1 pseudogene is annotated in these 437 nt (G+C 46.5%); it reads left to right on the top strand.

What is annotated here, in order from left to right:
* Window positions 1–177 precede the first annotated feature (177 nt).
* Window positions 178–437 (top strand): annotated as a pseudogene (cls, locus tag UF05_RS26420) (cardiolipin synthase); the annotation flags it as partial.

The following is a 437-nucleotide window of genomic DNA, read 5'->3' as shown; positions in this document are numbered from 1 at the left end:
AAAAACACATGTTGTGTAATTTGCTCCACAGTCAGTAGCAGTTCCGCTGCTCATTGGGTAATCTGGTCTCTCCAACCCATTCTTTGCGCAGTGCGGTATATGGGGAGATTACTCTGACCTTACAGGCACAAGATCTAGCGTTGTGGTGTTCTTCCTGCCGTTGGTCATGATTGATTCGTGAGTGCTAGTGTTACTTTACGCGTTGTTTTGAAGCGTCTTCCGGTGCGCTTGGCTTTATTTTGGCTAATCATCTTCTATATCCTTCCCGTGCTTGGCGGCGCGTGCGATTTCCTATTTGGTGAGCTGAACTTATGCAGACAACTAGCTGAACGAGCAAAAGAGATGTTTACTTCTTTTGCCAAGTGGTTTAGTCAAGTCAATGATTGCAACACGCACATTCCTGACACAATGGGTCGCCATACCAAACGCCTCGATGA

Origin of the sequence: Vibrio sp. S457-15 (assembly GCF_000960545.1) — a bacterium.
Taxonomy (GTDB): domain Bacteria; phylum Pseudomonadota; class Gammaproteobacteria; order Enterobacterales; family Vibrionaceae; genus Vibrio; species Vibrio parahaemolyticus.
The sequence above is the reverse complement of the archived record's forward strand: the minus strand, read 5'-3'. Positions and strand labels throughout refer to the sequence as shown.